This window comes from Streptomyces scabiei 87.22 (assembly GCF_000091305.1).
GTDB classification, from domain to species: Bacteria; Actinomycetota; Actinomycetes; order Streptomycetales; family Streptomycetaceae; genus Streptomyces; species Streptomyces scabiei.
The window spans coordinates 6,778,332-6,799,635 of sequence record NC_013929.1 but is presented as its reverse complement, the minus strand read 5'-3'; the positions used below and the strand labels follow the sequence as shown (position 1 = coordinate 6,799,635).

The 21,304-nt window shown below is 70.6% G+C and carries 30 protein-coding genes and 1 pseudogene; 3 read left to right on the top strand and 28 right to left on the bottom strand.

The window, feature by feature from the left end; all coding sequences use genetic code 11:
* The 5 genes and pseudogenes from SCAB_RS29345 to SCAB_RS29330 form a co-directional block, all read right to left on the bottom strand.
* A complete protein-coding gene (locus SCAB_RS29345) occupies positions 1 to 810 on the bottom strand; it encodes an arylamine N-acetyltransferase family protein (RefSeq protein WP_013003724.1) in 810 nt (269 codons plus the stop codon).
* Between the two features lie 4 nt (positions 811 to 814).
* Positions 815 to 1,030, bottom strand: a pseudogene (locus tag SCAB_RS45355) (ComEC/Rec2 family competence protein); the annotation flags it as partial.
* Between the two features lie 323 nt (positions 1,031 to 1,353).
* The gene (locus tag SCAB_RS29340; RefSeq protein WP_013003721.1) at positions 1,354 to 1,755 is read right to left on the bottom strand and encodes a DUF6415 family natural product biosynthesis protein; all 402 of its coding nucleotides are present in this window, start codon (positions 1,753 to 1,755) and stop codon (positions 1,354 to 1,356) included.
* The gene (locus SCAB_RS29335) at positions 1,752 to 1,976 is read right to left on the bottom strand and encodes a hypothetical protein (protein WP_041669790.1); all 225 of its coding nucleotides are present in this window, start codon (positions 1,974 to 1,976) and stop codon (positions 1,752 to 1,754) included. Before SCAB_RS29335 ends, SCAB_RS29340 begins: the two co-directional genes overlap by 4 nt.
* 2 nt (positions 1,977 to 1,978) lie before the next feature.
* Positions 1,979 to 2,287, bottom strand: a complete 309-nt coding sequence (locus SCAB_RS29330; protein ID WP_148274234.1) for a hypothetical protein — start codon at positions 2,285 to 2,287, stop codon at positions 1,979 to 1,981.
* 165 nt (positions 2,288 to 2,452) lie between these two features.
* Between SCAB_RS29330 and SCAB_RS29325 the strand changes: the two genes are divergently transcribed.
* From SCAB_RS29325 to SCAB_RS29315, 3 genes are all read left to right on the top strand, one after another.
* Positions 2,453 to 2,734, top strand: coding sequence for a GntR family transcriptional regulator (locus SCAB_RS29325; RefSeq protein ID WP_013003718.1), 282 nt, complete (start codon positions 2,453 to 2,455; stop codon positions 2,732 to 2,734).
* Positions 2,735 to 2,987: 253 nt separating this feature from the next.
* Positions 2,988 to 3,863 carry a helix-turn-helix domain-containing protein gene (locus SCAB_RS29320; RefSeq protein WP_013003717.1) on the top strand — a complete coding sequence of 292 codons (876 nt, stop codon included), beginning with the start codon at positions 2,988 to 2,990 and terminating at the stop codon, positions 3,861 to 3,863.
* Complete coding sequence (locus SCAB_RS29315; protein WP_013003716.1) at positions 3,856 to 4,074, top strand: DUF397 domain-containing protein; 219 nt, start codon at positions 3,856 to 3,858, stop codon at positions 4,072 to 4,074. The genes SCAB_RS29320 and SCAB_RS29315 overlap by 8 nt, the downstream gene beginning before the upstream one ends.
* 492 nt (positions 4,075 to 4,566) lie before the next feature.
* On the opposite strand, the gene SCAB_RS29310 is transcribed toward SCAB_RS29315, so the two are convergent.
* The 23 genes from SCAB_RS29310 to SCAB_RS47430 form a co-directional block, all read right to left on the bottom strand.
* The gene (locus SCAB_RS29310; RefSeq protein WP_013003714.1) at positions 4,567 to 4,887 is read right to left on the bottom strand and encodes a hypothetical protein; all 321 of its coding nucleotides are present in this window, start codon (positions 4,885 to 4,887) and stop codon (positions 4,567 to 4,569) included.
* Complete coding sequence (locus SCAB_RS29305) at positions 4,884 to 5,069, bottom strand: hypothetical protein (RefSeq protein WP_013003713.1); 186 nt, start codon at positions 5,067 to 5,069, stop codon at positions 4,884 to 4,886. The genes SCAB_RS29310 and SCAB_RS29305 overlap by 4 nt, the downstream gene beginning before the upstream one ends.
* A gap of 9 nt (positions 5,070 to 5,078) precedes the next feature.
* The gene (locus SCAB_RS29300; protein ID WP_013003712.1) at positions 5,079 to 5,816 is read right to left on the bottom strand and encodes a LysM peptidoglycan-binding domain-containing protein; all 738 of its coding nucleotides are present in this window, start codon (positions 5,814 to 5,816) and stop codon (positions 5,079 to 5,081) included.
* 11 nt (positions 5,817 to 5,827) lie between these two features.
* Positions 5,828 to 6,100, bottom strand: coding sequence for a hypothetical protein (locus tag SCAB_RS29295; protein WP_041669788.1), 273 nt, complete (start codon positions 6,098 to 6,100; stop codon positions 5,828 to 5,830).
* An 11-nt stretch (positions 6,101 to 6,111) separates the two neighbouring features.
* Positions 6,112 to 6,588, bottom strand: a complete 477-nt coding sequence (locus SCAB_RS29290) for a hypothetical protein (RefSeq protein WP_013003710.1) — start codon at positions 6,586 to 6,588, stop codon at positions 6,112 to 6,114.
* 1 nt (position 6,589) lies between these two features.
* Complete coding sequence (locus SCAB_RS29285; RefSeq protein WP_013003709.1) at positions 6,590 to 6,979, bottom strand: hypothetical protein; 390 nt, start codon at positions 6,977 to 6,979, stop codon at positions 6,590 to 6,592.
* Between the two features lie 2 nt (positions 6,980 to 6,981).
* The gene (locus tag SCAB_RS29280) at positions 6,982 to 7,746 is read right to left on the bottom strand and encodes a glycine-rich domain-containing protein (protein ID WP_148274233.1); all 765 of its coding nucleotides are present in this window, start codon (positions 7,744 to 7,746) and stop codon (positions 6,982 to 6,984) included.
* A complete protein-coding gene (locus SCAB_RS29275; protein ID WP_013003707.1) occupies positions 7,743 to 8,552 on the bottom strand; it encodes a hypothetical protein in 810 nt (269 codons plus the stop codon). The genes SCAB_RS29280 and SCAB_RS29275 overlap by 4 nt, the downstream gene beginning before the upstream one ends.
* On the bottom strand, positions 8,545 to 9,615 hold the full coding sequence (locus tag SCAB_RS29270) for a DUF5047 domain-containing protein (protein WP_331459150.1): 1,071 nt from the start codon (positions 9,613 to 9,615) through the stop codon (positions 8,545 to 8,547). Before SCAB_RS29270 ends, SCAB_RS29275 begins: the two co-directional genes overlap by 8 nt.
* A gap of 10 nt (positions 9,616 to 9,625) precedes the next feature.
* Positions 9,626 to 11,095, bottom strand: coding sequence for a hypothetical protein (locus SCAB_RS29265; protein WP_013003705.1), 1,470 nt, complete (start codon positions 11,093 to 11,095; stop codon positions 9,626 to 9,628).
* The gene (locus SCAB_RS29260; RefSeq protein ID WP_013003704.1) at positions 11,096 to 14,932 is read right to left on the bottom strand and encodes a phage tail tape measure protein; all 3,837 of its coding nucleotides are present in this window, start codon (positions 14,930 to 14,932) and stop codon (positions 11,096 to 11,098) included.
* 3 nt (positions 14,933 to 14,935) lie between these two features.
* The gene (locus tag SCAB_RS29255) at positions 14,936 to 15,220 is read right to left on the bottom strand and encodes a hypothetical protein (RefSeq protein ID WP_013003703.1); all 285 of its coding nucleotides are present in this window, start codon (positions 15,218 to 15,220) and stop codon (positions 14,936 to 14,938) included.
* A gap of 20 nt (positions 15,221 to 15,240) precedes the next feature.
* The gene (locus tag SCAB_RS29250) at positions 15,241 to 15,756 is read right to left on the bottom strand and encodes a hypothetical protein (RefSeq protein ID WP_013003702.1); all 516 of its coding nucleotides are present in this window, start codon (positions 15,754 to 15,756) and stop codon (positions 15,241 to 15,243) included.
* A complete protein-coding gene (locus SCAB_RS29245; RefSeq protein ID WP_013003701.1) occupies positions 15,756 to 16,235 on the bottom strand; it encodes a phage tail tube protein in 480 nt (159 codons plus the stop codon). The genes SCAB_RS29250 and SCAB_RS29245 overlap by 1 nt, the downstream gene beginning before the upstream one ends.
* Before the next feature lie 72 nt (positions 16,236 to 16,307).
* The gene (locus SCAB_RS29240) at positions 16,308 to 16,640 is read right to left on the bottom strand and encodes a hypothetical protein (protein WP_013003700.1); all 333 of its coding nucleotides are present in this window, start codon (positions 16,638 to 16,640) and stop codon (positions 16,308 to 16,310) included.
* 10 nt (positions 16,641 to 16,650) lie between these two features.
* Positions 16,651 to 17,055 carry a hypothetical protein gene (locus SCAB_RS29235; protein WP_013003699.1) on the bottom strand — a complete coding sequence of 135 codons (405 nt, stop codon included), beginning with the start codon at positions 17,053 to 17,055 and terminating at the stop codon, positions 16,651 to 16,653.
* Positions 17,052 to 17,444, bottom strand: coding sequence for a hypothetical protein (locus SCAB_RS29230; protein WP_013003698.1), 393 nt, complete (start codon positions 17,442 to 17,444; stop codon positions 17,052 to 17,054). The genes SCAB_RS29235 and SCAB_RS29230 overlap by 4 nt, the downstream gene beginning before the upstream one ends.
* Positions 17,441 to 17,860 (bottom strand): DUF6093 family protein, encoded by a 420-nt coding sequence (locus tag SCAB_RS29225; RefSeq protein ID WP_013003697.1) that lies wholly within the window; start codon positions 17,858 to 17,860, stop codon positions 17,441 to 17,443. Before SCAB_RS29225 ends, SCAB_RS29230 begins: the two co-directional genes overlap by 4 nt.
* Positions 17,857 to 18,480 carry a hypothetical protein gene (locus SCAB_RS29220; protein ID WP_013003696.1) on the bottom strand — a complete coding sequence of 208 codons (624 nt, stop codon included), beginning with the start codon at positions 18,478 to 18,480 and terminating at the stop codon, positions 17,857 to 17,859. The genes SCAB_RS29225 and SCAB_RS29220 overlap by 4 nt, the downstream gene beginning before the upstream one ends.
* A gap of 12 nt (positions 18,481 to 18,492) precedes the next feature.
* Positions 18,493 to 18,924 carry a hypothetical protein gene (locus SCAB_RS29215; RefSeq protein WP_041669782.1) on the bottom strand — a complete coding sequence of 144 codons (432 nt, stop codon included), beginning with the start codon at positions 18,922 to 18,924 and terminating at the stop codon, positions 18,493 to 18,495.
* Between the two features lie 51 nt (positions 18,925 to 18,975).
* The gene (locus tag SCAB_RS29210; RefSeq protein WP_013003694.1) at positions 18,976 to 20,367 is read right to left on the bottom strand and encodes a hypothetical protein; all 1,392 of its coding nucleotides are present in this window, start codon (positions 20,365 to 20,367) and stop codon (positions 18,976 to 18,978) included.
* A 2-nt stretch (positions 20,368 to 20,369) separates the two neighbouring features.
* A complete protein-coding gene (locus SCAB_RS29205; protein WP_013003693.1) occupies positions 20,370 to 20,558 on the bottom strand; it encodes a ribosomal-processing cysteine protease Prp in 189 nt (62 codons plus the stop codon).
* Between the two features lies 1 nt (position 20,559).
* On the bottom strand, positions 20,560 to 21,258 hold the full coding sequence (locus SCAB_RS47430; RefSeq protein ID WP_049875790.1) for a hypothetical protein: 699 nt from the start codon (positions 21,256 to 21,258) through the stop codon (positions 20,560 to 20,562).
* Positions 21,259 to 21,304: the final 46 nt, after the last annotated feature.

Genomic DNA, 21,304 nt, shown 5'->3' with positions numbered 1-21,304 from the left:
TCATTCAACCGCCCCCACCTCCGGAACCCGCCCCAACTCGATCCCGAACCTGTCCCGGTACACCGCCAGCACCTCCGCGTCCGTCGCCGGCTCGGTCACCTCGCGGTCGCCCTTCGCCGAGGTGACCGTGAGGGTGCGGCCGCTGAGGGTGAGGCGGCCGCCGTCCTCGGCGACGCGGGAGCAGACCAGGGACCGGGTGAAATGGGACGCCGGTGACGTGCTGTGCCACCAGGCACCGGCCACGAAGTCCCCGAGCACACGCGGCCTCACCTCCAGCCGGTACTGCGGCTTGCCGTCCCGGAACACATCCAGGTCCCCGAACTCACGCCCTCCGCCCTCCCGGTCCGCCTCGGCCACCCGGAACGTGCCCCCGGGATCCTGCTGCTCCTCCCGATTCCCGAACTCCAGCGGGCGGTGGCTGTTCGCCCCGAACCCGACGTCGACCAGCCGGTCGCCCCCGTCCACCGTCCGCACGCGCAGCGCCAGATGGTCATACGGGATACCGAGCCGCCCCTGCTCGCCGTACACCCGTGCCGCGAGCAGTGTCACGTCGAACCCGAGTGCCGTGAGCAACGCCCCGAACAGTCCGTTGAGTTCGAAGCAGAAGCCGCCCCTGCGGTACCCCACGATCTTTTCCAGCAGGTGTTTCTCCTCCAGGACGATCTCCTCGCCCAGGTGGATCGACAGGTTCTCGAACGGCACCGCCCGCAGATGGCGCAGCTGCAGTTCACGCAGCGCGTCGACCGTGGGCCGGGCCGGCTGCTCGGCTCCGAGGCGGCGAAGGTAGGCGTCCAGCTCTGCGGTGTCCATGACGTCAGTCTCTCGCCACGAGCAGCTCCTTCGCCGTACCCGCGACAGCGATCGCGCCGTCCTCGTCCGTCCGCAGCACCGTGGCACCCCCGGCCCGCAGCGCGGCGACCGTACCGGGTGCCGGGTGGCCGTACGGGTTGTCCGCGCCCACCGAGATGAGGGCCAGCCGTGGAGCCATGGCACGTATCAGCCCCGGATCCTGGTAGGCCGACCCGTGGTTCGGCCTTGGTCTATTAACACGTTGGGGCAGGGCTCGGGAATGACGAAGCCCGCCCCGCCGGTGTCTTGCGGGACACCGATGGGGCGGGCGCTCAGAGGGGCGAGAAGCCCACCCGCCCCGCCAGCGTCTTGCGGGACGCTGCCGGGGCGGGCTGCCGCCTCCTGCCGGTGTCTTGCGGGACACCGGCAGGAGGGGCGTCATGGGGTGCGACCCTGACCCTGCGGTCGCTGTGGGGGTGCGTCAGGACGGGGTCCGCGCCAGCACCACGGCGAGGACGAGGGCGAACACGACGGCCACGTACAGGGCGACAGCGACGAACCGGATCACAGCCCGCCCACCCTTCCCAGATCCGGTGCGGTGCTCGCGCTGGCGCCGCCCAGGCTCTCCCAGTGGCGGGCCAGGTTCCGCACCGAGTGAGCCAGCTTCCCCACAACCGAGACCCGGACGAGGCGCGTGTCCCCGGACCCCAGGCAGAGCGCCTGATGGGCGACCGTGGAGCATGCGCGGGCACGTCTGCGGGCCTCGGAGCCGACGGGGAGCCGGGCGGCCGCTGCCTCGACGGCCGGCGCGAGGACGTGGAGATGCCCGCGCAGCTGGTTCCTCAGCCTGTCCAGGTCCTCGCCCGACATCGGCTCGCCGGCGAGCGGCCTGGCGGCCGCCTCGCGCATGGTCCACAGATCGATCGGCAGGGCATCCGCCTCGACCTCCGACACGATGCGGGTCATGGCAGCTCACCTCGCGACCGGGCGTTGGCCGCAGCCACGCCCGCGCTCAAGGCTTCCTGCAGCGTGGCGGGGCGGGTGTCCTCCGGCAGGGCGTCCCACTCCCGGCCGCCGCTGATCGGGCGCAGCTGCACGTACGGGCCCTCGTGCCCCATGACCCGCCCGATCCTGGTGAGCCTGGTGTCCGCGACGATGGCACCGATGGCCGGCTTGCTGACGGTCATCGTCACCGCGACCTCCTGGTGGAGGAAGCGAGGCGGCGTGTGGCCTCGTCCTCCGGCAGCACGTAGGCCCGGACCAGGTCGCGCGTCAGCGCATCGTCCTCGACGGCCGGGCGGGCGGGGGCCGGCCACAGGTGCGGGGCGCGGCGACGGCGCGCCCCGACGAGGGCGGCTTCCAGGACGCCGCACGGCCTGTGCCGGCGGCCGGGGCGCGGGCCGAGCGCGGGGCTCGCACTCGGCGTGCGGCGGCTGGATCGGGTGCCTCCCGCCAGCAGCGCTCTTCCGTGTTCGAGCAATCGTGGTACAAGGTTCACTGTCGACTCCTTCAAAGTCGGCCGCGCCCCGGGAGGCCACCACCTCGCCGGGGTTTGGCATGTTCGAACATTCGATACGCATCGACGCGTACCGATACGCATCGATACGTGTTTGTGCGGATCTCAACGACGACGCACGATCGTGCCTGGATAGGTTCCGCGGCCATGACGTTCGGACCCAACGACAAGATCGTCCACGACGGTCCGGTCACGCCCTACAGGCAGCTGGCCGAGATCCTGAAAGCGCGCATCACCAGAGGCGACTGGCCACCGGGTCGCGCGATCGCCAGCGAGGCCCGGCTCGTACAGGAGTACGGTCTCGCCCGCAGCACGGTGCGACGGTCGATCGCGGCTCTCGCTGAAGAGGGCGTCGTCTACACCGTTCCCGGGCGCGGGTCCTTCGCTGTCGAGGCGCCGAGGCCCGGAGAAGGTGGCGGCTCGGAGTAAGTCCCCGCTCTGCATCCACTACCCCTCCCGGCGGGTGAGCGCAGCCCCTCGCAGTGTGGGCACCACAGGGCTTCCACTAACACCGTGGCGCCCCACCGTGCAGGTGCGCAAGCGAATCTCCGGGTGAATACCCATCTGCAGGAAAATTGGCATATGCCGAAACGCGCAAATGGGCTGGTGAGGCAGGCAGTTGGGGTGTCATGCTGCGCACGTCAGCGAGTAGTCCGGGCACTTGAGCCGGAGAGGCAGGCACATGGCGGCACCCCACCGACCCACGGCGCGACGAATCGAACTCGGCCACCAGCTGCGCCAGCTACGCAAAGAGGCCGGGCTCACCATCGTGGACGCGGCCACCAGGCTCCGGATCAGCGACACCCAGCTCCAGCGGGTCGAGACCGGCCTGCAGAGCTTCCGCAGGGCCGAGCAGCTGAAGAAGCTCCTCGCTGTCTACCGGGTCACCGACGACGACCGGGTCGAAGAGCTGCTCGCCATTCAGCGTGAAGCATCAAGCCAGGAGTGGTGGACGAACCACACCGGCAACCTCTCCTCCGGCATGCCCAAGTTCCTCGGCATCGAGGCGGCCGCCGAGGAGATCCGCGCCTACCACCCGAACCTCGTGTACGGGCTGCTCCAGACCGAGGCGTACGCGCGATCGATCCACGAGAACGTACGGCCGATCACCGAGATCACGTCCGAGTTCCTGGAGCACAACGTCACGATCCGGATGAGGAGGAAGGAGGCCCTGCTCCGGGACCACAACCCACTGCGGCTGTGGGTGATCCTCTACGAGCCCGCGCTGCGCTACATCGTCGGCGACGAGAACGTCATGCGCGAGCAGTACAGCGAGATCACCGCACTCGCAGCCCTCGACCACATCACCATCCAGATCCTTCCGCAGACGGTCCGCGGCTACCTCGGCGCCCACGACTTCGCGATCATGGACCTTGGCGACGCGATGCCCGCCACCGTTCAGGTGGACACCGCCGGCTTCGGAGCAGCCGTGACGGACAAGCCGCGCGAGGTCAGCCAGTTCCGGCGCCAGATGGAAGCCCTCTCCCGGTCGGCCCTGCCCGCCGAGGACACCCCGAAGTTTCTGTCCACGCTCTCACGAGAGATCACCCATGACTGACATCCGCACCCTTGCTGCCTCCGACCTCGACGTCACCTGGGTCAAGTCCTCCTACAGCAACGGCGGCAACAACTGCGTCGAGGTCGCTGGCCTCGAAGACGCGGTCGCCGTGCGCGACTCGAAGAACCCCGACGGCCCCGCCCTGGTCCTGCCCGGCGCGGTCTTCGGCTCCTTCGTCACCGGCGTGCGCACCGGATCGCTCCACGCCTGACCCGACATGTACGACTGTGGCCCGCTCCAACCGAACTGGAGCGGGCCACAGCCACGAGTACAGCACGGCGCCCCGGCCGCGACGGGGGGCGCAGCCAGAGCACCGAGTACAGAGCCTCGTCACCCCCGGGAGGAGCCGGACCCCTCCAGGAGCGCCGGTGAGGTGACGAGGCGACCACAATGCGCCACCATGGCCGGAACGCGCAATACGTCGGCGGTGGGAAATGTTCTGCCCCGGCTGCTACTCATCGTCTCCGCCTCCACGGCGCCATCGGCGCACGAGGTCGAGGAGCAGAAGCAGCAGGGTGACGTACTGGCAGACCTGTTCGACAGGCATGGATACTCCCGTAGAGCTTGATCCATGCTCGGCCCACAACCAGCAGCAGTCAGCCGCCACTCTGCCGTTCCCGGCACTCTGGGCAAACCGCCGTCCGAGTGAAACGCCGAAGCGCCCCGCCGCCAGCCCGGAAGGGCAGACGACGGGGCGCGAGCGTCAGCGCGTGAGGAGCAGGCCGATCACGGCGGCGAGCAGAGCACCGACGCCGGTGAGCGCGCCGACGACGGGGAGCGGGAACCGGCGGTCCTCCAGCGCATCGACCTTGGTCCGCAGAGGCTTGAACTCCTCGTCGCGGATCTTCTGCAGTTCGGCCTCCATGTCGGCACGCAGCTGCCGGACGTCAGCGTCCGTGCGTGTCGTGCGCTCGACGAGGATGCCCAGGGTTCCCTTGATGGACTCCAGGCCCGTATTGATCTCCCCTCGCAGCTGGGCCAGCTCGACCGCGACGTTGGTCGTCGGGTCGGGAACCGCCGTCACGACGGGTCCTTGGGCTCCCGGTTCGGCACCCAGTAGGTGATGCCGAGCGCGCCCAGCACAGCGAGCACCACACCGATGCCCTCGCCGCTCGTGACCACGCCGTCCTGCACGGCCGTGCCTGCGGCGGCAGCTCCCGCCGCGAGCGCGGCGACGACGGCCTTGGCGAACTCCGAGATCCGCATGGACCTACCTCACTTCCTGGGGAGCTTCAGGGTCTGACCGGGCGTGATCGCGTCGGCGTCCTTGAGGGCGTTGAGCTGGGCGATCTCGCGCCACCGGGCGCCGTCGCCCAGCCTGCTCGCGGCGATCGACCAGAGGGTGTCGCCGGTGCGCACGGTGTAGGTGACCGCCGGGGCGAGCCGGTCGTGGACCCGGGCCCGCATCGACGCCATGGTGAAGCCGAGCGGGTCGACCTTCCCGGGCTGCCACTCCAGGTGGCCGATGACGGAGCGCTCGTTCCAGCCGTGGTGGCGGCAGATCGCGGCGGAGACCCGTTCGATGGCGTCGAGTTGAACCTCGGGCCAGGGATCTTCGCCGTCGCCCCGGTTCTCGCACTCGAAGCCGTAGAAGTGGCGGTTGCCGTCGGTGTTCGACTCGTTGTCCGGCGGGAGGGCCTTCTCGTCGATGACCGCCTGGAGGACGTCGTCGTCGCCGAGGCCGGCGTGGTTGGCGCGGCCGTAGCCGACGAGGTGGACGCGGCCGTCCTTGGTGATGACGCCGTGGCACAGCGGGCCGGGCAGCCCGACGTAACCGTTCCGGCAGATGCGTACGGTGCGCTCGCTGCCGGAGGTGACGGTGTGGTGGATCATCACGCCGTGGACGGGCCCCCACAGGCCGATGTGGTTGCGGTTGTGGTGCTCCCAGTCGCCGACCTCAACGACGGTCAGCCCCTCAGCGCGCAGCACCGCCGCGAACTGGGCGGGAAGCATGGGGGGCGCCATCACACACGCCCCGGCCAGGCCCAGGTGCCAGGCTCGTCGCCCTCGCGGGCTGATGTGGCCCAGTGGACGTCCTCGCCGTCCAGGAGCACCTTCAGGTTGCAGGTGCCGTTGGTGCTGCCCTCGAAGACACGCACCACGATCGCCGGGTACTGGTCGCCCTCGCGCACGAAGTTGCCACGCCGCTCGTGGTGGGCGCGCTGCTGGGTGATGTGCCGGGCGTCGTGGTCGGTCAGCCGGTAGATGACCATCCGGCAGATGGTGGGCGCGGGCATAGGTACCTCCGTCAGGTGTGGATGGCGAGCTTGAACTGGGCGAGGAGGAGCCGGCGGGGCGCGGTGTCGTTGTGGCTGACGCGCAACGCGAGCGGCATCCCGAGGTTCACGAAGCACTCGTGGTGTTTGGTCCAGCACTGCATGCCGGGACTCGGGACCCGATGGTCGGTGCCGGTCGTGTTCCTCGGATCGTCGGTCAGGCCCAGCGGGTCACGGATGTACTGGTCACGCAGCTCGCTGTAGCCGCCGGCCTCCCACTGGATCACCGCGGTGAGAGAGCCCCAGCCTTCGTCGGACGGCCAGATCAGCCCCGAGCGGTCATCCGTGGCCCAGTTCCCGACCACGTAGCCGTCCGGCTGCTCCACCGCATGCATGTCGTGGGCGTCGTAGGACTCCCCTGCATACGGGAAGCGGACGACGTGGTATCCGCCGGGAGGGATCAGCTGCGGTTCGCTGGTGATGAGGGAGCAGACGCGTACTGCCGTCACGTCAGCCTCCGATCTGGTCAAGGAGGTCGGAGCCGACGAGGAGCCGGATCACGCCCTGCATCTGCCGTGTGAGCGCCGGGACTTGCGCGATGTGGTCGGCGTTGGTGGCTGTACCGGCCTGCACCTTGTCCAGGTAGGCCGCGTTGTTCGCGAGGGCCGTGCGGACGCGTGCGCCCAGCTGGTCCCGGTTCGCACGGCGCGTGTCCTCGACGGTCCTGGTCAGTGCCCAGGCGTCCTCAGCCGGTGTGAAGGGACGCTCCTCGACGAGGGCCCCGCACTCGAATCGCCGGTAGGTGCGCGTCGGGGCGTCCCACTGCTCGGCGGTGGATCCGTCGCGGCGCTCGCAGGTGAACGGCAGGCCGGGCACGTCAGGCCCCGGCTCCTCCGCCACGGCTACGCCTTGAGGGTGGTGACGACGACGATGCCCGGCCCGCCTGCGGCGCCCGCAACCGACGACAGGCTAGGGCCGTTGGAGCCGCCAGCCGCGCCGCCTCCGTACGAGTTGCCGGCGATGCCGGCGGTCTGGCCGACGGAGATGCCGCTGGAACGCTGCATCGCCCCGAGTACGCTGCCGCCGCCGTTGTTGAACTTCACCGGGAAGCCGGACATCGTCTGCGAGCAGCCGCCGTCGCCCCCGGGAACCCTGACGCTGCCGCCGGAGCCTCCGGTCCCGCCGTCGGCCCCGGCGAGGCTCGCGCTGGCTCCGGAGGAGGCGGTGCCGGCCTGGCTGCCGTCGCCTCCGGAGCAGGTGATGTGTGCGCCGAACGAGGAGGCTCCGCCGTTGCCGCCGGCGTTCGCTCCCGCGGCTCCGGCCGTGCCGCCCGCGCCGACCGTGACGGCCTCTGTGGCGCCGAGCGTGGCAGCGGCGAACCAGCCGCGGGCGTACTCGCCGCCCGCGCCACCCGGCGACGCGGCACCCTGTCCGGCCGTGGTGGAGGGGCAGCCGCCGGAGCCGCCGCCGCCCGCTTGCACCTCGACGACGACGAACCGTGCGCCGGCAGGCTTGTTCCACGTGCCGCTGCTGGTGAACGTCTGCACGTCGATGCTGCCCGGGATGATCGCGTCGGCGTCCTCCGCCAGGGCCTGGAGGTGCTCCCACAGACGGGCATGGTCGGTGCTCTCCGGGTACGTGATCCCCTTGGAGGTTTCCTGGCTCATGAACTGCGCCTCCACGAGATCGTGAGAGTCCACGCCGCGGACCACGAGCCCCGGCCGGCGAATCGGATGTACGGGTTGTCGGAACTGATGGAGATGGCGATGCCGCCGCGGGTGCCGTCGACGATGGCCTGCGCCCAGGCGTCCGGGATCGTGAACGTCCCCGAGGAGCCGACCTTCAACGACGGCCCGGACGTGGTCTCGTTCAGCGTCGGTGCGCCCGACGGCCGGGTCGCCTGGGTGACGAGCCGGAGGGTGGCCGTGCGGGCCGCGAAGTCACCAGCGGACAGGCGCTTCACCCGGATGGTCGCCTTGGTGACCGTGGCCCCGGACAGCGAGCGCGGCTTACTGCCGTAGAAGGCGACGCCGGTGTTGCGGCCGTAGCCGGAGCCCGCGTAACGGCCCTGGAACGTATCGGCGTAGTTGACGGAGCCGATGTCGGTGCGCCACTTGCCGTCCCGGTAGGAGGCGGTGGCGACCGGCGTGCAGGTCAGCGTGCCGGTCGTCGTGACCGGCTTCGGCACCGGCGCCGTGTCGCCCGTGTCCGGCGGGTTCTCCTGCGCCGGGGGCGGCGGCGGGGGCACCGCGGGGGCGGCGGCGAGGATGGCGGCGGCCACGTAGGTGGAGCCCACGCGGTGCAAGAGGAGGGTGTCGCCGACGGCGACGGCGAGGCCGCTAACGACGCGGACCGTGGTCGGGATGCCGCCGACGGATGCGGTGCAGGCGCCGCTGGTGACGGTCGAGTCCGCGTAGCCGATGAGCGGGCCGCTGCGGGCGAGGGAGGCCTTGAGGTCGCGGAGGTCAGGCATCGATCGTCCTCACCGTGAGCGTCATCGTGTCCGGCGCGTACGGCAGCATCTGCTTCTCGATCATGCAGGGCTGGTTGGTGAGGCCGGCGCCGGTCACCGAGACCACATCGCCGGTGATGAGGCCGGGGTGCGGCACCATCGTCACGGTCAGCCGTCGTGAGGCTGTGCGGCGCAGGCGGGCCAGCGTCGCCGCTGCGGCGGTCCGGCACTGCGAGACGGTCGTGAGCAGCGGGGACGAGAAAATGTAGGGCACCGGCAGCGGGGAGAACGGGCCGTCGGCGCGCAGGGGGCTGTTGCCGGACCGGTCGTAGGCCACGCCCTGGATCTGGTCGCCGTCGCTGTTCTCGCCGCGGGCGACGACCACGGTGAACGCGCCGTCCCTGCTGGAGGCGCCCTGCCAGCGCACCACGGTGCCGCCCGCCCCGTCGGTGATGGAGAGGACCGGATCGCCTGTGTCGTCGAGGGGCTCGATGCGCAGGTAGCCGTCCTCGGTGACCCTGGGCACGGCGGGCCAGGCGTCGAGGACTTCGCTGAGGGCGCCCATGCGGTCCTCGTCCCACTGCATGCCCACGGGCACGGACCGGTCGACCAGGGATCCGTCGAACGTGACGGTGAGCGCGGGCTCGACGAGGGAGCGCACCGTGGACGCGAGGGTGCCCGACGGCTGGAACGGGGCCACGAGCTTGGCCTCGTCGATCAGCGACAGCAGGCCCTCGGCCTGCACGTTGACGGTGTCGCCGTCGGTCTCCGCGCTGGTGGTGAGGAACCAGCCGCGGTCGATCCACTCCGTCGATCCGCCGACGTCGACGCCGTAGGAGATCCGCAGCTGCTGCCCGAACGCGGCCAGCGGATGGTCCGGGCTGATCGGATCCCACTCAACGCCGCGGTCCCGTCGCGGCACGGTCAGCGTGACCCGCTCCGGAACGGCGAGGGAGGTGTCCCGGTCCTCGCCGCCGCCCGCGACGGGGATGCTGTCCGCGAGGAGTTCACCGGCCCGCCACGACTCGGCGCGGACGACCACGGTGTGGCTGCGCTGCACAACGGCCAGGGCGGCATCGGACATCTCCAGCACGTCAGACCCCGAAGTCCTTCAGCGCCAGGGCGAGGAGCGTGGCGTTGTCCGCAGCAAGGTCCGCCAGGGAGGTGTAGTTGTCGGCCACGTCCTGCAGCGTGAAACCCGCGGCCTCCAGGATGGTGGGCCACGCCTCGGTCTCGACGATGTCAAGGCTCCAACGGCGCACCGGGTCGTACCAGTTGCGGTCCTCCGTGTCCGACAGGGCGGCCACGTGCCCGTCGACGCCCGGGATGCTGGTCCGTGCGCGGATGAGGATGATGCCCTCGGTGGCGGAGCCGAGCACCTCGTTCAGCGCGTCGCCCTGCTCCTCGGTTTCGGTGCGCACCAGGACGGTCGCTGAGGCACTCGACCGCGGCCGGGACACGACGACGATGCGGCCGCCCACGTTGAACTGGGTCGCGTCGCGGTCTCGTTTCTTGTCCGGCCAGGAAGCGACCACCACGGTCGCCCCGAGCCCACGGATCGCGTCGGAGATGACGTCCCCGTCCACGGTCGATGTGATCGTGCCGACCGACTCCACGGTCCACACGTTGCCGTTGACGTCCTCCAGCTCGGCCATGTACGACACGGCCACACCGAAAGGCTGCTCGGCGTCGACACGAAGCAGCGCGGTCTGCCCGGTGACGTCGACCGCTTCGGCCGCCCGGACCGCCACCCGGCTCGCGCCGATCACCCGGTAGATGGTGGCGGCGACGATGTTCTCCGCGAGCATGCCCGTCACCGACGCCAGGTTCCGAGGAGGGAACGCGGTCTGTGCGACGGCCGCGATGGCCGCGGTCGCCTCCCGGACCCGCAGGACGCCGGCCACGCCGACGGCTGCGGCAGCCAGCGTCGCCGTGACCGTCGGCGACTGGGTGCCGCTGCCGGACGACACCGCTCCGGTCGCCGTGATCAGCCGGGCGTCATGGCCGTCCGTGACAGCGTCGTCGGCCCGCTCGGTCACCGTGCCGAAGGTGATGCCGGTGGCGGCCACGGCCTCCGCTGTCGCCGATGCCGTGGACACGCTCACGCCGTAGCCGAGCACCGCGAAATCTCCGGCCGCCCACGTCAGCGCCGTGGAGGCCGCAGCCGAGAACCCGGTCCCGGAGGAGGTGTCCTCCCCGAAGGTGACGGCCCACCGCCAGCCGGTGCCCGCGCTGCGATCCAGCACGAGGATCCGGCCGCACACCAGCGACCCCGTGGACCCGGACGGAATCCGTGTCGACGGAGCCGCATCCGAGCCCACCAGGACCCGGGTGAAGAACGTCACCCGCCGCGGACCCGCCGCCGCCCCGAACACGCCACCGCCGCCGGAGAACGTGCCGGCCAGGTTCCAACCGGAAGGGGTGGTGGGGATGGACTCGTCGGTGTGCGCGGATACGACCTGGAGGACGGCCAGGCGCCCGGCGGTCGCCCCGGCCGGGTAGGCGGGGGTGATCGTGTCGGCGTGGTTGGACAGAGCCCCGATGCCGATGAAGGAGATGGCCACTCAGCGCCCCCCAACCTTCGCCCGGAACGCCTGCCGCTGCTCGGACTCGCGGATCATCGGCTGCACGGTGCCCTTCACGGCGCCGAGGAAGGTGCCGTTGTCGAGGAACAGCTGACCCGTGAACTGGCCTCCGGCCGTGGCTGCGGCCGAGCCAGGCGAGGGGCCGCCCCAGGCGGCGCTGATCGCCGCAGCAGACATGCGGTGCCCGGCCGCCTGCACGTCCACGAGGGTCCGGTCCATCCCCTGCACCAGGCCGGCGCCGAGCTGCATGCCGACCTGGTCCCGCATGACGGCCGACGGCGACTTGATCTTCAGGGCCTTCTTGATGGCCTTGACCAGGCTCTGGCCCAACTTGTCCATCTGCTTCTGCAGAGCCTTCTCCTGCGAGATCAGGCCCTGGAGGAAACCCTTGCCGGCGTTCTTGCCCGCGTCGTACAGGGCGTCGGCCGAGGTCCGGCCGATGCTCTTGGCGAGCCCGGCACCCTTCTTCGCCAGCGAGTTGAGCTCCTTGAACTCGGAGCCGGAGGCGGTCATCAGGCGCTCGGCGAGATCGCTGCCGGGCCCCTCCTCGATGACCTGCCGCAGCAAGTCCTTGTTCAGGCCGCGCTTTCGCAGGAAGTCGACGTCCTTCTTGAAGTCGGTGGCTTCGGCCTGCCGCGCCTTCAGGTCTTTGATCAGGGCGCGGGCGTTCTTGCCGTCGCCCAGCGCCATGAACTCTTTGCTGCTGGAGGTCTGGTCCTTGGCGAACTGCCTGCCCTCGGCGATCTTCTCGCGGAGGTTGTCCCGCTTGTCCGCGAGGGACTGTAGTTTGCGGCTGGTCCGTTCGACCTGTCCGGCGAGCCGCCATCCGGTCTTGCCCAGCTTCTTCAGGTCCGTGGCGAGCGCCTTGGCCGCGGACTTGATCTCGGACGCCGACTTGGTCAGCGAGCGGGAGAAGTCCCCGAAGTCGCCGGGCAGTTCACGGCGGGCGTTGATGACGGACTGGGGCGTGGTCTTCTTCCGCTTGACGGTGCCGCCGTTGGCGTAGCCGACGATGCCGCCGTCCGCGAACATCGGCATCCGGGTGCCGAGACGGCCCCAGTTGTTGAGGGCGCCGATGAAGCCGGCCGGGCCGAGTCCCGTGCGCTGCCCGCCCTTGCGGACCGTCTCCGGCACGAGGACGCCCTCGCCCCGGGACGCGAGGATCAGCTGATCGTCGATGCGGGGGGCGTAGCCGGGAATGTAGAGGCCGTCCGCGGCGTGGCCGACGATGCCGCCGTACGACATGCGCCCGGCGCTCACGCCCGCGATGTTCTTGCCCTTGTAGCTGTAGTACGTGGTGATCCGGACGCTCTTGTCACGCAGTCCGGCGATCGCACTGGCGAGGGCGTACACGGCGGCCTGCTGGCTGCCGGTGGGCACCGTGATGGTGACCTTCTTGCCCTTGGTCCGCTTCACCTTGTAGCCGAGCCGTTCGAGCGCGGCCTCACCGGCCTTGGTCAGGGCGTCGACGGTGATCTTCTTGCCGCGGGTGTTCTTGACCTTCCGCTGCACGTTCTCCAGATCAGAGATCGCGCCGTCGGTCTCGGCCTTGACCTCCGTGCCGGTCTTCGGCGGGATCTGCGCGTACCTGCCGATCAGGTCCTTGATCTGCTTTTCGGTGAACCCGGCCTGCCTCATCGTCCGCTTCAGAGCGCCGATACTGGTCTCCAGGACGGCGTTCCCGGCCTCCACCGAGCCCTTCTGGTCGGCCACCGACTGGGCGTACTCCTGTGCAGCCTTCGCCGAGTCGAGGAACGCGGTCTTCACCGCACGCCCCTTCTCCGAGGTGATGTCCAGCCCTGTGCCGTTCTCCTTCACCGCTGCGGCGAGGTCGTCGAGAGACTGCTCGAAAGCGATCTGCTGCTCGGCCGTGGTGATCGCGACGCCGTTCAGGAGGTTCAGCGCCTCGGTCAGCTTCTCGGCCGCCGTGCGCTGATCGGCCATCTCGTCGGCGGTCATGGCCGTCGCCTCGCCGAGTTCGCCTTCCGACGCGGCGGTGATTTTCGCCTGTGTGTCTGCACCCGCCAGACCGTTGGCGTAGCTCGGCAGCAGCGTCAGCAGCTTCTCAGCAGAGGTGCCGTGCTTCTCCGCCTCGGCCGCCATCTGCTTGAAGCCTTCGGCAGCCACGTCGGTGGCGCCGCTCGCCACGAGCGAGGCAAGGGCCTCGTCGAGCGAGGCCACCTTCTCCCGAGCGTCCTCCAGCCAGGGGCTGCCGTCAGCCATCGGGTCGAACGTCGACAGGAAGTCCTCGAAGCGGCCGGCCACGTTGGGGTGGGCGATCCGCGCGACCGCCTCGCCGAAGCCGTCCAGATCCTTGCCGAACGCCTTGGTCAGCTCACCGCCCTTCTTGCCCTTCTGCGCCAGGTCCACCAGCGAGTTGGCGAGCTTGGTCGCGTCCGGGCCGGCGCCGCGCATCTTGTCGGCAAGGGAGTCGATGCCCCAGGCGACGGCGGTGAGGGCGCCCAGGACGAGGCCCAGCTTGCCCAGCGTCATCATCTGCGCCCGGACCACGGTCGAGGTGATGCCCAGCGCGATCAACTCGCGGCGCACCAGCATGATGCGAGGCAGCAGCAGGAGCATCGAGGCGCCCGCCAGGCCGAGGATGCCGACGAGTCCGGTCAGGAGGCCGACGGACTGCTGGAGGCCGGGCGGGAGGCTGCTGTAGGCGTTCACGAGCCGGGTGACCCACTGCACCATGTCCCGCAACGAGGAGTTCGCGGCCGTGCCCGTCTCGATGAGCGCCGACTCAAGGGCCGCCCGCAGGAGCTTGACGTCGCCGATCAGGTTGTCCATGCGCGTCATGGCGACGGCCTGCGCGTAGCCCTGATCATTGACGGCGTCGGTGTAGGTCTGGACGCCCTCCGCGCCGTGCTTGTAGATGATGTTCGCGGCGCGGACGGCGTCCGACCCGAAGATGATGCCCATCGCACTGTTGCGGGCCTCGGGCGTCAGGCCGGCGAACGACTCCTTCATCCGCGCGGCCATCTCGTGCAGACCGACGAAGTTGCCCTGCGCGTCGTAGGCGGAGAACCCCAGCTTGTCCATCGTGGCCTGCGCCTCTTTGGACTGCGGGGTGAGCCGCTGCAGCATCACCTTGAAGCTGGTGCCGGCGTCGGAACCCTTGAGGCCCTCAGCCGCGAAAAGGGTCAGGGCGCCCACGGTGTCTTCGAGGCTGAGCCCGGTCTGGGAGGCGACCTGGCCCGCCATCCGCAGGGACAGGCCCATCTGGTGCACGTCGGTCGTGGACTTGTTCGCGGCGGCCGCGAGGACGTCGGCGACGTGCCCGACGTCCTTGCCCTTCAGCCCGAACACGGTCATCGCGTTGGCGGCGATCTCCGCGCCCTCGGCGACGTTGATCTCGGCTGCCGCCGCCAGGTTCAGGGCGCCGCGCAGCGCGCCCCCGGCGATGTCGGCTGTGGACACGCCGGCCTTGGCGAGTTCGTGCTCCGCCTCCGCCGCCTGCACGGCAGAGAACGCGGTCGTGCGGCCCATCTCCAGTGCCGCCGACCGGAGTTTGACCATCTCGGCGCCGTTGGCCTGGGTGACGGCCCGGACGTTGCTCATGGCCTTCTCGAACCGTGCCGACGCTGCGACCGCGAACCCGAACGCGGCGATCAAGCCGATCGAGGCACCCTGCACCATCTTCAGGGCGGTCCGCTGGTTCTCGCCGACCCGGACCATGGTCCGGCCGGCGTCCCGCATCCGCGTGCGGATGTCGCGGGAGGTGCGGCCGGCCGTACGCGACGCCTCCCCCATGCGGGCCCGGAACGCGGTGATGTCCGCAGTGAGGATGACGGAGACGGTGCGGACAGCCACGGCTCACCCCCTGGTCAGGTTGACGTGGAGGCCGCGCATGTCGCCGCCGCTGGATTCGAACTGACCCACGGTGCGGGCCGCTGTGTGGCAGGCGTGGCAGCGCACCAACTGCGCTTTCCACGTCCCTTCGTTCTTCTTCTCCGTGGCGTCACCCCACGGCTGGCGGCAGTCCGGGCACACGTCCTGCTCGATGTGGTGCAGGGCGAGCGCCCACTCCCGGTCCTCGTCCGTCCACAGCGGTTCCCCCGGCTGCGGCCACGGACGGCCGAGGAAGATCGACCGGGGCACGCCCCAGGCGCGGGCGGTCTCTACTTCCCGCCGGTGTGGGAGGCGAGGATCGCGGAGGCGTGCAGCGCGAAAGGGACGGAGGTGCCCTCGCTGTTCACGGACCAGGCGGCGTTGATGAGTTCCTGGCGCTGCCCCAGGTTGAGCGTCTCGAACAGGGCGTCGACGTCCTCGGGCGTCATCACCGGGTCGATCGCGCACGCGGCCACCAGCGCAGGAGCGAGGGTTTCGTCGTCCCACGCCTCTTCCGGGGTCTTGCCCGGATGCTCCGCCACGAGATCGCTCCACGCCTTCGCGCCGAGCGCCCGGAACGTGAACGGGACCTCGGCGGCCGCCATTCGTTCCCGGGCGTCCTTGATCTTCTCGGCGATCTCGATGCCGGGGTTGGCCTCGGCGAGCGACTGCTGCTGCCACGACGAGGTCGCCGCCAGCTCCGCCTCCAGGCGCTCGACCTCGGCGGCCACATCCCCGGCGAGACAGATCGGCACCGTGTGCTCGCGCGGCTTCGCCTTCGCGAGGATGTCCTTGATGTCGGGCATCAGGCGACCGTCGCGTCCGTGTTCGGCTCGGCGCGCAGCTTCATCTGGCTGGTGAACTTCGCGACCTCGTTCGGCGCCGGCGGAATGCTGTTCCGCTCGCCACACTCGACGGGGTAGACCTCGCACTTCTGCGCGGCGGCCCAGGCAGTGGTGTAGGCCAGGATGCGACGCACGACGAGGTAGCCGGTGGTCTGGTACGGAAGCGTGGTCCACGGCAGGTCGTCGGTGGGGTTGTCGCCCCGCTTGAACGTGACCTCCGGGGAGAAGCTACGGCGGCCGGCACGGTTGGTGGTGAACGTCGACGCGAGGCTGGAGTTGTCGACGTCGGCGGTCTCGGCCGGGATGTTCAGGCCGTCGGGGGTGATCCGCTCGGTGAAGTTGAGACCGGCGTTCAGCTCCGCGACCGTCGGCGCAGCGATGTTGGCGATCGTGGTGACCCAGTAGACCCGGGTCTTACCGTCGTTGATCACGTCGGACATGGACGTGTCCTCCTTCGGGGCATGAAAAAAGCCCCGACGAGGCGGGGCGGGCGGGCTGTGCGGGGGCGGCGGTCAGATGGACAGAGCGGCCACGGTCACGGACGTCACGCCGGAGTAGGTGACCGCCGCGAGACCCGAGTCGGAGTTGTCCGCGAACGGAGTCGCCGGGATGGGGATCATCTTCTCGCCGGACGCGTCCACCGTGACGGTCAGATCCGGGTTGGCCACCGAGGCGTAGAAGTTGCCGGGCGCGGCGACCGTGACGGTGATCGGCGAGCCGCCGCCGTTCATGACGTGCAGGAACGTCGTCGGGCCGGGCCTGACCTTGTCGCCGCCGCCCGCGGCGGCGGCGTAGGTCGGGTCGGTGCCGGCGGCGACGATGGCTTGCGTGGTGAGAGTGGCCACGAGGCTCCTCCTACGAGGTGGATTTGAGGTGGTACTGGATCGGGACGTAGAACAGCGGCGGGGAGACGTCGTCGTCGCGCTGCACCGGGGGGCCGCCGAGATCCTCCGGCCGCCACGTGGTGCGGCCCGTCACCGCGACCGGCGCGTGCAGGGCCCGGCGGACCTTGTCGGCCAGCCACAGGCAGCGCTCCTCGGTCGGGGCCACGCACGTCACCTGGAACATGCAGTCGAAGTCTGTGCGGGCGTCAGCCAGTGACTCCGACACCGCCTGCCCCGGCGTGAAGTACAGGACCACGTACATGCGGTCGGCCGGGACCGGGTCGGGGGCGCGGCCCAGGCCGACCACCAGCGGTGCGGCCTCCAGCGCGGCCCTGACCGCGTCCCGGTGCGGCAGGACTGCGGGCGGGGTACTCATCCGCGCCCCATCTGGGCGCCGATCGCCGCCACGTGCAGCGTGAAAGCCGCCGCCTCCGCCGCCAGCGCCCGGGCGCCGTCCATGTGCGGCGGGTTGTTGACCGACCCGAACTCCAGCAGGTTGCCGAGCGGACCCTGCGGCCTGCCCTTGTCCGGGCCGATCTCAGCCGATGCCCCGGTCGGGTGCGGCCGCATGTCGTAGCTGATGGACGCCGGATACAGGCGCGCATGCCTGCCCGAGCTCGCCGTCGCGTTCGCCCGCCAGGCGTTCTTCACGTTCAGCGCGCCGCGCGCCACCACCGCCCGCGCCTGCACCTGCGCGCGGGCGCCGTTGGCGCGGAACACCCTCGCCAGTTCGTCCAGTTGGCGGGTGTTCGCGTTGATGCTCATGGTGACCTGTCCTCCGCGATGATCCGCCACGCCGTGGCGGTGCCGCTGTACTGCACGCCGGACACCCACAGCCGCAGTCCCGTCAGCCGCGGGTCCGGGGATGCGGTCACGTCGATGACGTCGCCCGGCCGGGGCCGTTCGCCAGTCTCGGGCAGCTCCGTGGCGAACGGGATCGTCACCTTGTACTGCCGGAGCGTGACCTCCTGCTCGCCAGCCTGGACTTCGGAGTCGGCGAGCTGCTCGACCTTCACCCGCGCCCGGCCGGTGTAGAAGGTGACCGCGGGCTGGCCGGGCACCGTCTGCCCTGAGTCCCGGTCGAACAGGTCGGGGCCCGGCCGGTAGACGCTGACGGTGTCGCGCATCAGGGCCTCGGCCTCACGGCGGCCGGCGGCGAGAGCGGCGTCGAGCGCGCTCACGACGGGGCCACCGAGAACGCGGCCCGCCGGTAGGGCCGCAGGTCTTCCTTGTGCGCCCGGGTGAGCCGGGCGCCCCCGATCGTCTCCGCCGCGAACGTGCGGCTGTAGTCGTCGATCGCGACGCTGCGGAGGTTCTCCGGGTTGGCCAGGTTCATCTTTGCGAGGTCCACGACGATCTCCACGATGTCGTCGGGAATCTCCGCGTCGCCGTGGCTGTAGGTGACCCGCACCCTGGGCGCCCACACGCCCAGCTGACGCTGGTAGGGCCAGCCCGCGATGCGGGTCAGCGCGTAGTAGGACTGGCTGCGGGTGAGTTCACTGCCGAGCCGGGTGTAGTCCCGGTTCTCGACCGCGATGACCTCGACACCCCCGGGCTCCGCCAGTTCGACGACGGTGAGCGGGTGCTCCTCGTCGACGACGAGGGGCCGCTGCGGCAGCGTCAGCACCCGCTCACCGCCGGGCAGGTCGATCGTGTCGTCCTCGACGAGCGTGATGTCCTGCCGGACGTACCGGCGTACCCGGCCCGACGCCCACCGCAGCGCCAGTTGCACGTCTGCGGCCGGCGCCGACTCCGCCAGGCTGCCGAGGTCGGCCACCGTCGCCAGCGGGGGAAGAGCCACGGCAGCCTCCCCTCAGCTCTCGGTGAGCTTGGCGAGCTGCTTCAGCAGCGTGGCGCGCGGCTTGTCGGTGGCCTGCTCGGCGGCGGCCGCCTGCTCAGCCCGCTCGGGGTCGTCGCCGACCCAGTCGAGGACCTTGCCGACCGCCGCGGTGATGTCCAGCTCGTCGGACGGCGGCGGATCACCGGGGTCGGTCGCGTCCGCGTCCGGGTCGGACTCGGGCGGGCAGTGAGGGCCGTCGCACACGTCGCCGTCGACGCACGGCTCCCGGTGCCCCGGAGTCTGGCCCGACTCGCTCTCCTCGGGGGCGTCCAGGCAGGTCACCTTGCCGGGGGCGCTCTTCAGCAGCAGGGCGGCGAGTTCACCGGTGACCTCCTGCCCCTCGGCGAGCCGTACGGGGACGTGACCCTGGAACAGCTTGATGTTCTCGTTGACGCGTACGCGCACGAGATCCTCCTCTCCGGGCCCCACCCGGCCGCAGCCGGGTGGGGCGGGCGGTCAGTTCGCGGAGTGCTCCAGCATCACGGCCCGCTTGAACTGGGCCGGGTCGCCGTTGGCGAGGCTGTCGCTCGGGACGCCGTAGTCGCCGACCCACGACCAGGCGGTGGAGACGATCTGCTGCAGGCGGTCCTGCGGCGGGCGGACGATACGGGCCACGTCCACGCCCGGCGCCACGTTGATCATGGCGATCTCGGGGACGTCCGCGACGCCGGTCTCCCGGAGCAGGCCGCCGATGTCCTCGAACGGAGCGGACACGAGGGCACCCGAGCCGACGACGACCGGTCGGTGCACGGTCGTCAGGAGGTCCTCGTATCCGGTCGAGGCGGTGGTGAGGTACGGCACCTCCTCGTTGCGGACCCACACGATGCCGCCGAACACGCCGAGGGCCAGGTCCCGGTAGGTCTCCGAGTCGGCGCGCCCCTGGTAGAGGTTCTGGAACTCGGTGTCCTCGAACAGCTGCGACTCGGTCACGCTGTCGATGTGGGCGACGTAGTTGCCGCCCTCGGCCGAGGGAACGCTCATACGCCGCAGCCGGGCGACCGCAGCCCGGAAGTGCGAGAACTTGATCAGGTCGCCGGCGCCGAGGTCGAAGGCGCTGTCGTTGGACGTGCCCGCGCGTACCGAGTACGGGGCCTGCGCGGAGACGACCGAGTCACCGAGCACGTCGGCCCGGGCGGTGCCCAGGGTCAGGGTGCCCGTGACGGTGTCGACGCCGGTGACGGTGTTGGCGACGCCCTCGATGCTGACGGTCAGCGGGTTCGCACCGGAAACCGGCGTCGGGACCCCGTTGACGATCTTGTGGGTGAAACCGTCGACGCTCGCGACCACGATCGACGTGTCCGACGAGCCCGCCGTGCGGCAGTACGTACGGCCGCCCGCGTACCCCCGGTACAGCTTGTTCCGGGCCAGCCGGTTGATGGTCTGGCCGGCGTGGATGCCGAGCCTGGACACGTCGTTGAGGAACTTGCTCGCGAGCGTCATGCGGCTCTGGAGCATGTTGGTCTCCACCGCCTTGCCGTACTGGTCCATCACGACTTCCCACTGCTCGATGTCGTAGGTGCCGGTGCTGGCGTCGGAGCCGGTGATGGCGGTCGGGTCCGGCGTCATGAGCCCGTTGCGGGTCATGATCCGGCGGTCGCCGAGGCCGCCCTGCCACGGCTCCGGGTCGGCGATCTGCGGGAACAGCAGCTCGGGCCGCAGGGACTCGTGGAACATCCGGTCCAGGAGCCCGTCCTGCATGATCGCGCGGATCGCCGCCGGCAGGGTGGACCGGACGTCGTGACGGCCGAGGTCGAACCACGGCCGCGCGGCCGCCGGGGACGGGATGAGCGTGCGGAGGCCGTCGTGCCGGTCGAGCCGGAACCACGACCGGCGAGCGGTCAGGGTCATGTCTACTCCTGTGTGATCTCGACGGACACGAGGTCCGGGTGTTGTGCTGCGACCTGCTCCAGGCCGAGCAGCGCGGTCTGTGTGATGGCCGACACCGCTGCGCAGACCCGCCCGTCCTCGACGTGGCCTTCGTGACCGTCGACCTCGATCGAGGTGCGACCGTCCGTCAGCCGGGCACGGATACGGATCACGTCAGCGGCGCAGCTTCACGCCGTACTTGGCCAGTTCGGCGTCGACGGCGGATCGGTCGGCGGTGCGCCAGTCGGCGGGCGGCGGGTCCTTGCGCGGCCCCTGGCTGGGGTCGGGCTTCGGCTGCTTCGGATCCTTCGGATCGGCGGCAGCCTGCTTCTTCAGGTGCGGCTTGCGTTCCAGCAGCTCAGCGAGGTCGGAGGCGATGCCTGCCGTGTCGATCTCGCCGTCGGCGTCGGCGTACGCGGCCAGGTCGAGGAACGCGACCGCATCGTCGGGGTCGGCGAACTCTGCGGCTGCGGCCTTGACCTCCGCACGCACGGCGCGGGCCGTCGCGGCTTCCGCGCGCCTCGCCGCGGCCTCCGCCCGGCTGGTCGCCTTGTCCAGCTCGGACTTGTCGCGGTCCTCGTACTCCTGAACCTTCGCCTGGGCGTCGGCGGCAGCCTTCTTCGCGGCGGCGAGCTCCTTCTTCGCGGCCTGCTTCTCGGCCCGCTCCTTCTGGAGCGCGCGCTTCCCGGCGTCGCCGAGCCCGTCATCCGGGTCCTTCGGATCGGCCGGGTCCGGGTCGCCCTCGGGGTCCTTCGGGTCGGCCGGGTCCGCCGGATCCTTGGGATCGGCCGGGTCGGGGTCGTCGTGGCGGGTGATGCTGAACCAGTCCACACCGCCTCGGGCAGCGGGCAGCCAGCGGTTACGCAGATACATCAGGTGGGTCTCCCGTCGCGGGATCGGTGAGCAGCCGCGCATCGCG

What these genes read in the sequence shown, in the direction of transcription:
- SCAB_RS29245 (WP_013003701.1), bottom strand. Translation starts at nt 16,235, where the DNA reads ATGTCCGACGTGATCAACGACGGTAAGACCCGGGTCTACTGGGTCACC.
- SCAB_RS29305 (WP_013003713.1), bottom strand. Translation starts at nt 5,069, where the DNA reads ATGCGGATCTCGGAGTTCGCCAAGGCCGTCGTCGCCGCGCTCGCGGCG.
- SCAB_RS29345 (WP_013003724.1), bottom strand. Translation starts at nt 810, where the DNA reads ATGGACACCGCAGAGCTGGACGCCTACCTTCGCCGCCTCGGAGCCGAG.
- SCAB_RS29230 (WP_013003698.1), bottom strand. Translation starts at nt 17,444, where the DNA reads ATGAGCATCAACGCGAACACCCGCCAACTGGACGAACTGGCGAGGGTG.
- SCAB_RS29275 (WP_013003707.1), bottom strand. Translation starts at nt 8,552, where the DNA reads ATGCCTGACCTCCGCGACCTCAAGGCCTCCCTCGCCCGCAGCGGCCCG.
- SCAB_RS29340 (WP_013003721.1), bottom strand. Translation starts at nt 1,755, where the DNA reads ATGACCCGCATCGTGTCGGAGGTCGAGGCGGATGCCCTGCCGATCGAT.
- SCAB_RS29300 (WP_013003712.1), bottom strand. Translation starts at nt 5,816, where the DNA reads ATGCTTCCCGCCCAGTTCGCGGCGGTGCTGCGCGCTGAGGGGCTGACC.
- SCAB_RS29270 (WP_331459150.1), bottom strand. Translation starts at nt 9,615, where the DNA reads ATGTCCGATGCCGCCCTGGCCGTTGTGCAGCGCAGCCACACCGTGGTC.
- SCAB_RS29210 (WP_013003694.1), bottom strand. Translation starts at nt 20,367, where the DNA reads ATGACCCTGACCGCTCGCCGGTCGTGGTTCCGGCTCGACCGGCACGAC.
- SCAB_RS29315 (WP_013003716.1), top strand. Translation starts at nt 3,856, where the DNA reads ATGACTGACATCCGCACCCTTGCTGCCTCCGACCTCGACGTCACCTGG.
- SCAB_RS29320 (WP_013003717.1), top strand. Translation starts at nt 2,988, where the DNA reads ATGGCGGCACCCCACCGACCCACGGCGCGACGAATCGAACTCGGCCAC.
- SCAB_RS29335 (WP_041669790.1), bottom strand. Translation starts at nt 1,976, where the DNA reads ATGACCGTCAGCAAGCCGGCCATCGGTGCCATCGTCGCGGACACCAGG.
- SCAB_RS29325 (WP_013003718.1), top strand. Translation starts at nt 2,453, where the DNA reads ATGACGTTCGGACCCAACGACAAGATCGTCCACGACGGTCCGGTCACG.
- SCAB_RS29250 (WP_013003702.1), bottom strand. Translation starts at nt 15,756, where the DNA reads ATGCCCGACATCAAGGACATCCTCGCGAAGGCGAAGCCGCGCGAGCAC.
- SCAB_RS29235 (WP_013003699.1), bottom strand. Translation starts at nt 17,055, where the DNA reads ATGAGTACCCCGCCCGCAGTCCTGCCGCACCGGGACGCGGTCAGGGCC.
- SCAB_RS29280 (WP_148274233.1), bottom strand. Translation starts at nt 7,746, where the DNA reads ATGAGCCAGGAAACCTCCAAGGGGATCACGTACCCGGAGAGCACCGAC.
- SCAB_RS29295 (WP_041669788.1), bottom strand. Translation starts at nt 6,100, where the DNA reads ATGCCCGCGCCCACCATCTGCCGGATGGTCATCTACCGGCTGACCGAC.
- SCAB_RS47430 (WP_049875790.1), bottom strand. Translation starts at nt 21,258, where the DNA reads ATGTATCTGCGTAACCGCTGGCTGCCCGCTGCCCGAGGCGGTGTGGAC.